Annotated in this window: 9 protein-coding genes and 1 riboswitch; of the genes, 7 read left to right on the forward strand and 2 right to left on the reverse strand. The window is 34.3% G+C overall.

Annotated elements, in window-relative coordinates:
* The first annotated feature begins 121 nt into the window (after window positions 1-121).
* Window positions 122-217, forward strand: coding sequence for an AURKAIP1/COX24 domain-containing protein (locus GXZ93_01780; GenBank protein ID HHT78521.1), 96 nt, complete (start codon window positions 122-124; stop codon window positions 215-217).
* Window positions 218-238: 21 nt separating this feature from the next.
* Window positions 239-1,156, forward strand: coding sequence for a hypothetical protein (locus GXZ93_01785; GenBank protein HHT78522.1), 918 nt, complete (start codon window positions 239-241; stop codon window positions 1,154-1,156).
* An 83-nt stretch (window positions 1,157-1,239) separates the two neighbouring features.
* Here GXZ93_01785 and GXZ93_01790 read toward each other — a convergent pair whose 3' ends face one another.
* Window positions 1,240-1,767, reverse strand: a complete 528-nt coding sequence (locus GXZ93_01790) for a flavin reductase family protein (protein ID HHT78523.1) — start codon at window positions 1,765-1,767, stop codon at window positions 1,240-1,242.
* Between the two features lie 175 nt (window positions 1,768-1,942).
* On the opposite strand from GXZ93_01790, the gene GXZ93_01795 reads away from it, so the two are divergent.
* The 5 genes from GXZ93_01795 (at window position 1,943) to GXZ93_01815 (ending at window position 6,413) form a co-directional block, all read left to right on the forward strand.
* The gene (locus GXZ93_01795) at window positions 1,943-2,404 is read left to right on the forward strand and encodes a C_GCAxxG_C_C family protein (protein ID HHT78524.1); all 462 of its coding nucleotides are present in this window, start codon (window positions 1,943-1,945) and stop codon (window positions 2,402-2,404) included.
* Window positions 2,401-2,994 (forward strand): 3'-5' exonuclease, encoded by a 594-nt coding sequence (locus GXZ93_01800; protein ID HHT78525.1) that lies wholly within the window; start codon window positions 2,401-2,403, stop codon window positions 2,992-2,994. Before GXZ93_01795 ends, GXZ93_01800 begins: the two co-directional genes overlap by 4 nt.
* A gap of 190 nt (window positions 2,995-3,184) precedes the next feature.
* A complete protein-coding gene (locus tag GXZ93_01805; protein ID HHT78526.1) occupies window positions 3,185-3,472 on the forward strand; it encodes a hypothetical protein in 288 nt (95 codons plus the stop codon).
* Window positions 3,473-3,710: 238 nt separating this feature from the next.
* Window positions 3,711-4,691, forward strand: a complete 981-nt coding sequence (locus GXZ93_01810; GenBank protein ID HHT78527.1) for a lipoate--protein ligase — start codon at window positions 3,711-3,713, stop codon at window positions 4,689-4,691.
* A gap of 459 nt (window positions 4,692-5,150) precedes the next feature.
* Complete coding sequence (locus GXZ93_01815) at window positions 5,151-6,413, forward strand: hypothetical protein (protein ID HHT78528.1); 1,263 nt, start codon at window positions 5,151-5,153, stop codon at window positions 6,411-6,413.
* A 127-nt stretch (window positions 6,414-6,540) separates the two neighbouring features.
* Here GXZ93_01815 and GXZ93_01820 read toward each other — a convergent pair whose 3' ends face one another.
* Window positions 6,541-8,598 carry a hypothetical protein gene (locus GXZ93_01820; protein HHT78529.1) on the reverse strand — a complete coding sequence of 686 codons (2,058 nt, stop codon included), beginning with the start codon at window positions 8,596-8,598 and terminating at the stop codon, window positions 6,541-6,543.
* A gap of 134 nt (window positions 8,599-8,732) precedes the next feature.
* A riboswitch (cyclic di-GMP riboswitch) is annotated at window positions 8,733-8,817 on the reverse strand.
* Between the last annotated feature and the right edge of the window lie 134 nt (window positions 8,818-8,951).

Raw genomic sequence — 8,951 nt, forward strand, 5'->3', positions numbered from 1 at the left:
ATAATCCTTTTACAAAATTAAAAAAATAGTTATAATTTAGTTTTTGAAGTAAAACTATTTTGATAAAAATAGTTTTATTAAAATATAACGCCCTTGAGATATAAGTCAGAAGGAGAAGCATTTGAGTTCTATAATAAAGAAGAGACGAAAAAAAATGCGTAAGAAAAAACACAAAAAGATGCTCAAAAAAACCCGTTGGGCAAGAAAGAATAAATAATCATCTTGTTCTTATCGTTCAATGATAAAAAATAATGAATTAATAAATTTAATTGAAAATAAAATTTTTCTTGGCGATGGAGCCATGGGAACTTTGCTTCAGGGCTTTGGTCTTTCAACAAGCCCTGATCTTTTTCTGCAAGGAGAAAATGATTTTCTTGAGAAAATAAAAGACATACACTACAGGTACCTTGAAAGCGGCTCCAATATAATACAGACAAGCACTTTCAGCGCGAATGAACCAAAATTATCGGCATTTGGGATAAATGATATCAGGGATCTTGAAACAATAAATTATAATGCCGCTTCAGCTGCAAGAAGAGCCATTAGTGAATTCAGGGAAAAAACAGGCAGCAAGAGAATAATTCTTTCCGCCGCCAATCTTGGACCGACAGGAAAATTATTGGAACCTTTTGGTGATTTAAGTTATGAAAAAGCAGTAGAAGCTTTCCGGAGACAGTCAGAATACCTTATTTCAACAGAATTAACAGATATATTCCTTATAGAAACAATGATGGATCTGAACGAAGCCCTTGCTGCAGTTGAAGCTGTAAAACTGGCTGATAAAGATGCTGCTATAATATGCACGGTTACGTTTAATGAAAATGGTGTAACTCTGATGGGTAACAAGACAGAAGATGCTCTGAAAGCCATGCTGGAAGCCGGAGCTACCATTGCCGGAGCAAACTGCAGCGTTGGCTCTGACAAAATGCTTGAAGTAGTCAAAAGAATGCGACAGTCAGATAAAGAAGCAAAACTTATTTTCCAGCCAAATGCCGGGATTCCCAAAATGGTCAACGGAATGACTGTTTTTGATGAGACTCCGGAGATTTTTGCTGAAAATGTAAAAAAATATCTGCCCTACTCGCCTTCCATAATCGGAGGCTGCTGCGGTTCTACTCCTGAGCATATAGCAAAACTTGCTGAACTTCTTGAATAGCAAAAACCCGCTTTCATTGTCCCGGTATTGACATTTATTATACAGATTTTTCATTCAGGCAACTTGACTTTTAATTCAGGCAGTTATTTTATCATTGTGGTTTTATAATAATTTCCCATCAGATAAGTTATCATATTTATTTTCTCATAATCTATGTCACCATCGGAATAAATATATTTTTCTTCTGCATTTACGCTGACAACTTCTCCGATAAAGACATTATGGGTGCCAAGATTCAATGTCTGTCTTACAATACATTCAATACTGACAGGACATTCTTTTATCATTGGAGTATTTAATTTCAAACCTTTTTCTCTGTTTAATTTAAGTGCTTCAAACTTGTCAGTATCTCTTCCTGACCGGCTGCCGCAGAAATTGCATATCTCCGTCATTCCCGAATCAGGAATATTTATTACAAATTCACCGGATTTGCTTATAAGTTCATGTGAATATCTTTCAGGTCTTATAGATATTGAAATCATCGGAGGATTGCTGCAGACTGTACCCAGCCATGCAAGTGTTATTATGTTGTCTGAACCCCCATATGAACATGAAATAAGCGCAACGGGGTTCGGATACAGCCTCTCGGACACACCTATGTTTTTTTTCATTATATCTGCTCCTTTCACTTGACCGGTAATAATTTTATAATAAAAAAATACTATTACCCGGAATTAAAAACCATAAAAATATTTTTTACAAATTTTGGCAATTACATATAATAGATTTAAACAAATATTACTTTTTTAATAATACATGTCATCAGACAAGAAACGAGCGGCAACAATGAAAGGAAAAAAAACAGATGATTTTGTAAAAATTGCAGAAGATAAATTTTCTTCAGGTTTTAACTGCGCAGAATCCTCACTTATTGCAGTCACGGCTGCAATGGATATAAAATCTGATATGTTTCCCAGGATAGCCTCCGGTTTTGGCGGCGGAGTAAGCCGTTATGGCTCTATATGCGGAGCACTTTCCGGCACGATTATGGCAATCGGAGCATTTTGCGGAAGAGATGAGGTAAACGATCCGGAAGAAAAACAAAAATTTTATGATATGGTTTCTTTTCTTATTGAAGATTTCAGGAAAAAATTCGGTTTCATAGATTGTAAAAGTCTCACAGATTGTGACCTTCGCACAGAGGAAGGCAGAAATAAGTTTGATACTGAAGGAATCCATAATAAAAAATGCAGTGAATATGTCAGATTTGCTGTAAAGAAAGGAATAGAGATTTTAAATTCCAGATGACCAATATAAGAGAAATTGCTGCAATTGATTTTGAAACGGCAAATGAAAAATTTTCAAGCGCCTGCTCTCTGGGTATAGCTATTGTCAAAGACTACGAAATAATAAAAACAAGATACTGGCTTATGAAACCTCCTGAACCTTATTTCAGACCTTTTAATGTCAGATTACACGGAATTAATGAAGAAATTGTAGAAAAAAAACCTGAATTTTACAGAATATGGCCATCTGTCAGAAAGCATCTTGATGGCAGAATAGTTATTGCGCATAATGCCATGTTCGATATTTCCGTGTTAAAGTCTCTTCTAAACATATACCAGATAGATTATCCCGACATAATATACGCCTGCACGGTAAATCTCGCACGAAAAGTATGGGCAGGACTTGAAAATTACAAACTAAATACTATTTCAGAATTTTTAAAAATAGATTTCAAACATCATAATGCCTGCGAGGATGCCCGTGCGTGTGCTACCATTGCAATAGAAGCTGCAAAAAAACTGAATGTCAGTGATTTTCTGGATCTTTTTTCCAAAACTGAAACAGATTTAAAAAAAATGGAAAGAGACTGTCTTGAAATCTGTCAACATTAATGAACTATTGATTCTATTTAAATTCATAAACTGTTTTTAATTTTCCTTGTAATATGCCCTTGTTTTTAATTATAATTTTACATAAGATTGTATTAGTAGTTAGAAGTTTGATAGAAGTAATTAAATATTTTTTAAATAATAATTTTTAAGATTCATATAAAAAAGAAATAATAAAAAGAAGGGAGACAATATGAATAATGTAGATCTTAATAAAGCAAGCGGCATGTCAAAAGCTTCATTAATTCTTGGAATATGCGCACTAATTCCTTTTGTAGGATGGGCGCTTGGTCTAGCTGCAATCATAATAGGAATTATAGATCTGGTTAAGATTAAAAATAAAGAAGCTGGTGAACCTGGGAAAAAATTCGATATTATGGGAATAATTTTTGGTGTTGTTTTTCCCTGGATCTTCTCAATGATTATTATTTCTGTAATTACAAGCGCTGCTATGGGTGCTTTATCCAATATCGCTTACTAGTTTATAAATTAATAATCTGAATTAATTTATACTTAACTGACTAACTTTTAAAAAGAGCAAATGATAAGCCATTTGCTCTTTTTTTATATAGCAAGTTATAAATAATAATATATATTGAACTTTTATTCTTCTTATGAAATTATAAAATACAAATTTTAACTGGATATTTTTATTTATAATATCTGACAGCATGAAGAGAAAATGTAAATAACAGGTTAAAAGTCAGGGATTTAATAGAATGTATATTATAGACAATAATTCAGATAATGCTTATTTTAATATAGCTTCCGAGGAGTATTTTCTGAGAAATAAAAATGAAGATTTTTTCATGCTTTATATCAATCCTCCGAGCATAATAATCGGTAAAAACCAGAACACTCTTGCCGAGATAAATGCCGAATATGTAAATAAAAATAATATTGCGGTTGTGCGAAGACTGTCAGGAGGGGGCGCAGTATATCACTGTCACGGAAATCTTAATTTTTCCTTTATTATTACTGACAAAGAAGAAAGTTTTATGGATTTTGAGAAATTCACCCGACCGATAGTCTCTGTTCTGGGCAGTATGGGTGTCAGCGCACAGCTTAGCGGAAGAAATGATATTTTGATTGATGATAAGAAAATATCAGGAAATGCGCAATTTAAAAGCAGGGGCAGGATGATACATCATGGAACTCTTTTGTTTTCTTCCGATTTAAGCAAACTTAAAAAGTCTCTTAAAGCAAACCCGCTTAAATTCAAAGATAAAGCGACAAAATCAGTAAAAAGCAGGGTGGCCAATATATGTGATTATCTTGAAAATCCAATAGACATCCATGAATTTAAAAAACTGGTAATATCCGGAATACTTGAAACCAATAAGGATTGTGAAATTTATGCATTGACAGAAGCGGATAAAAAGTCGATTGAAAGACTTGTTGAAGAGAAATATTCTACCTGGGAATGGAATTATGGCTATTCACCAAAATATAATTTCAGCAGCGAAGAAAAATTTTCCTGCGGACTCATTCAGTCCTACCTTTTTATTGAAGACGGTCTGATAAAAAGCATAAAGTTTTATGGGGATTTTTTCGGAAAGCATGATATTTCAGAACTTGAAAGCAGGCTGACAGGAATAAAACATGACAGGAAAAACATTGAAGAAATATTATCAGAAACAGATCCGGGGAATTATTTTGCCGGCATTATTCCTGAAGAATTACTGAAATTACTATTATGATTAAGATTATAGACTTTAGTTAAACCAGATATAAAATCCACAGAATTTTAATACTCTTTTTTTATAAAAATTTTATAAAATCAGTTTGAATTTCAATAAATTCATGTGATGATTATTAATAAATTTTTATGCCGGCTACAAAACAAAGGAGTTTATGTCAAACAGTAATGCTGCTGTTTTCCCGTTCTCTTTTGCTTAGCTTACTTCAGAAAATTTAATATAGCCGCAATAAAAATAGGTTTTTAAAGATAATAACTGTTAATATATAATCTGTAGTTCTTTTACAGTTATAGACAAATGAAGACATGCAGGATTATGACATTGCATGTTAATATATAATCTGTAGTTCTTTTACAGTTACAGACTATAATATATAATAATTACATTTAAACAGGATATGGATAGGGTATGTTGGCTGATGCCACCGGTATTAATAATTAACGATTGGCAGATTATTATATGAAAAGACTTCTGTTTCCAATAATAATATTAATAATATTTCTGCTTTTTCCTTTACTGTCGTGCAAAAAAGAAGCAGGATTTGACTCCCTGCTTATATGCGAGGAAATCAATGAAGAAACGCTTGAAGCTGTAAAGACAAAGGATGTTTTTGATATCGATACTGAAGAAATTTTTGCAGTTGTAAAATACAGTCATGCAGCACAGAAAGACAGCTATTTTTTTGTCTGGACAAACATAAATACCGGTGTAAAAACAACTACGGAACAATATTTTCTTTCCAATAAGAAAAGTCTGGAATCAGGCAATCTTGTTTCAGTCTTAAAATTAAAAGAAGAAAGTCTGTTTATTACACCGGGGAGATATAAAGTTGAATTTATATATAATAACAAGCTGAAATCGACAGCTTTTTTTGAAATAAACAGGCCTGAACTGGAAATAATATCTTTGGAGCTGGCCGGCAGACTGAACAAGGATGGATCTCCTGCCGAAATAACCAGGGAGTTTGGACAGACCGATACCCTTTTTCTTAGTATGAAAGTTAATTATATGCTCAAGGACAATAGTTTTAAAGTCAGGTGGTTTGACAATAAAAATAAAATTCTTGAGGAAGACGCTTATGCTATTAATAAAGATGACCTCAAAAATCAATATATTGCTTTTACGCTAAAAAGCGGCAAAGGTTTATTTCAGGATGGCGATTATGAGGTCGATATTTATTTGAATGACAAGCTTGTTAAAACACTGCCTTTTAAAATAGTTAAAACAAAATTAAATTTATCATCTTTTTCAAAAAATTCAGAATATTCAAATAAAGACAGGGAATTTTCTTTCAATATTCCCGATAACTGGAATTATCTTGAATTTGAAAATGAAGGGCAGTTTCAGGTTCAGATAGTTCCGCCTTTGTCAAATATGGAAATCGGTTTTTTGTTTATGGTTGCTTCGGATACAAAAGATTTTTCGGAAGAGAACTTGTCAAAATTGCCTGATAAAATTCTGACATCCTTTATTTCCGAAAAAGAGCTGACAGAAAAAGAAGTCAGGACAGGCTCCGGAACCATAAAAGATGAAATTGAATATTCCGAGATAAAAAAGATCTATGTGGATCGGGAAAATAATGAATGGCTGCTTCCTTTTTGTTTTATAGTCCATGAAAATAATTTATATATCTTCTACGGAATCATTAATGGAACAATGTTTTCAAGAGAAGTCAGCGATGAGATTTTTTATGGAATAATCAATTCAATAAGCTTTAAATAAAAAACATAAGAGGAAATAATCAGGTAATATCAAAATAAATACATAAATTAATAAACCAGAGAGATAAATCCCTCTGGTTTATTAAGATCCCGGTTAAAGTTTCCAAATTCTTTAACAGCATGGATTTTTATTTGCTTGTCTGTCTTTTTCTCATAACTGCCAGAATGGTGCATGCTGTTATAATCATTGAAACTCCTATCAGCATAATGATATAGTGAGTACCTGTAAACGGAAGCTCCTGTATTCCGAGAACCTGGATTCCAAGAACCTGGATTCCGCCGCCGCCTTCAGATTCCTCAGTTATGCCTGCCGTACTCAAAAATGTTTCTCCGCCGCCGTTTGAAGGTGGAACAGGTGGAATAGGTGGAATAGGATCATTTGTTACTTCATCATAAGCATCAAGAACATTGGTGTCATCTTCCACAAACAGTGCGTTTCCACCAATGTGGTATGTATATACATTAGGATCAACAAGGTATCCTGCCGGAGCTGAAGTCTCCTGAAGCGTGTATGTACCCCATGGTAGTCCGCTTACAGAAGCTTTTCCATCTGCATCAGTAACCAGTACAAATTCTTTTACATCAGGTTCAAATGTCTGTCCCCCTGTATAGCTTAACAGATATGTTGCACCGGCTACAGGAAGTCCTGTTGATGAATCCGTCTTAATGAATTCAAATGAACCCCGTGCTTCATATGACTGGGATGCGCCCGCAAAAGGCTCATCATAGCTCTGAATTACGAATCTCTGGTATGGCTTATAGGTATAAGTGTACTTTTCATGAGCGCCACTATGATCATGACCACGGCAGTTCCAGTACCAACCCCAAATGGTCCAAGTGAAATATCCATTATCGCATATGGGTGAACTATTGCTACGATAATATCCACCACTATGATTATGACCACGGCATTTCCAGTAATGATCATTATGCCAGTATCCATTGCTGCATACATTGGGATTCTTGGTTTTTATTTCTTTGGGTTCTGCTTCCAGAACTTTTCCGCCAACCTGCTTATGTACATCCATTTCAAAATCAACTATTCCTGTAATAGGTATTGTGTCAGCTATACCGTCATTATTTTCGTCAACAATTATATGCGGTGAATTATACGGTCCTGAAGGTTGCGTATTATCATAATCAGGATTATCCTGAGTAGCAATTACCCTGTGTGAGTTAATAAAGTCTCCAACAACATCTCCGTCCGGATCATTTCCCGTACTAGTTGCAATGTCCTGAATATCAAGCTTGCAATCCTCATCTATATCTACCCATGCAAAGAGATTTACATTCATCTCTTCAAATTCAGGATAACCTTCTCCCCACCAGTAATAATAGTAACGTATGCTTGAATAGCCGTAATTGTCTCCTATAATATCTCCATCACCATCATTATCAACGGTGTCTTCAGCATCAGCATCATCAAGTTTGTTAGACATGGTTGATGATGCAGTTAAAACAAGGTCTGTTTCAGAGAAGCTGACATTATATGAGCCTTCCATTATATACCAGAAAACAGTTTTTCCCTCATCGGTAATCGTCGGTACGAGCGGGTTTTCCATTATTGCTTCTGCTTCAAAAGTGTTTGTATCCATAGTTGCCGGATCCACAAGCGGATCGGAGTCCAGAACTATTTTCAGCTCATTTATATTTTCATTATCAAGAAATTCCTGCAGGGAAACATCATTTGTTTCATCGTCGTCATTATTTTCCGGAAGATTAACGAATTTTTCTGCAACTTCCATAACGGCATTTGCAATGATTTGTGAATTCTCGTCAGAGGTTTCGTCAAGATCATTGCTAATAATGTCCCATACTGCTTCCTGGTTTTCTCCACCTGTTCCGCCGCTTGCAGTGGTTGCAAGGATTTCAACAGCTACCGCATTCACTTCATCAATTCCCGGTCCAAGATTTCCGCCTTCCCCATCATTCTGCATAACATCGCTAACAAAGCTGTCGGTTTCTTCATAAGCTGAGTTCTCTTCTGACAAATAAATCTCGTCGTCTATGCAGTAAACATTCGTATCCGGTTCATAATCGCCATCTCCGGTAATATCAACCTGATATTGCCCATTATCTTCCCCTGCGTATGTATATTGATCTCCTGTTTCTGCAAGCAGTGTTGATGGTATACTGAAAAATATAACCATGACAACTACGGTAAAAAATATTATAAGTTTTTTCATCTTATATCCCTCTTTCCGTTTTGGTTAATAATGTTAAATAGTTATCTGTCATTCTGTCTCCTTCTTTTAATGTTTTTTATAGCTTTCGTGCTAAAACAAGTCTTAAAATAATAAAAACCGACCCAAACTATAAAATTAGCTTTAGTCGGTTACGCTATTTGCTCCACTTTTCCCTTAGCGTCCAAACTTGAGAAAAGCTTCACAGCACCTAAATCATTTTTATATTTTCAAATACTTATACTAGTCAAAAACTACATAAATCAGACAAACCAAGTATACTTCATACATAATAATCGATATTTTTTTAAAAATCAATAATAAATTTAAAATATTTTTATAATATTATTTTCACA

Source organism: Actinomycetota bacterium (genome assembly GCA_012837825.1).
In the GTDB taxonomy this organism is placed as follows: Bacteria; Actinomycetota; Humimicrobiia; order Humimicrobiales; family Humimicrobiaceae; genus Humimicrobium.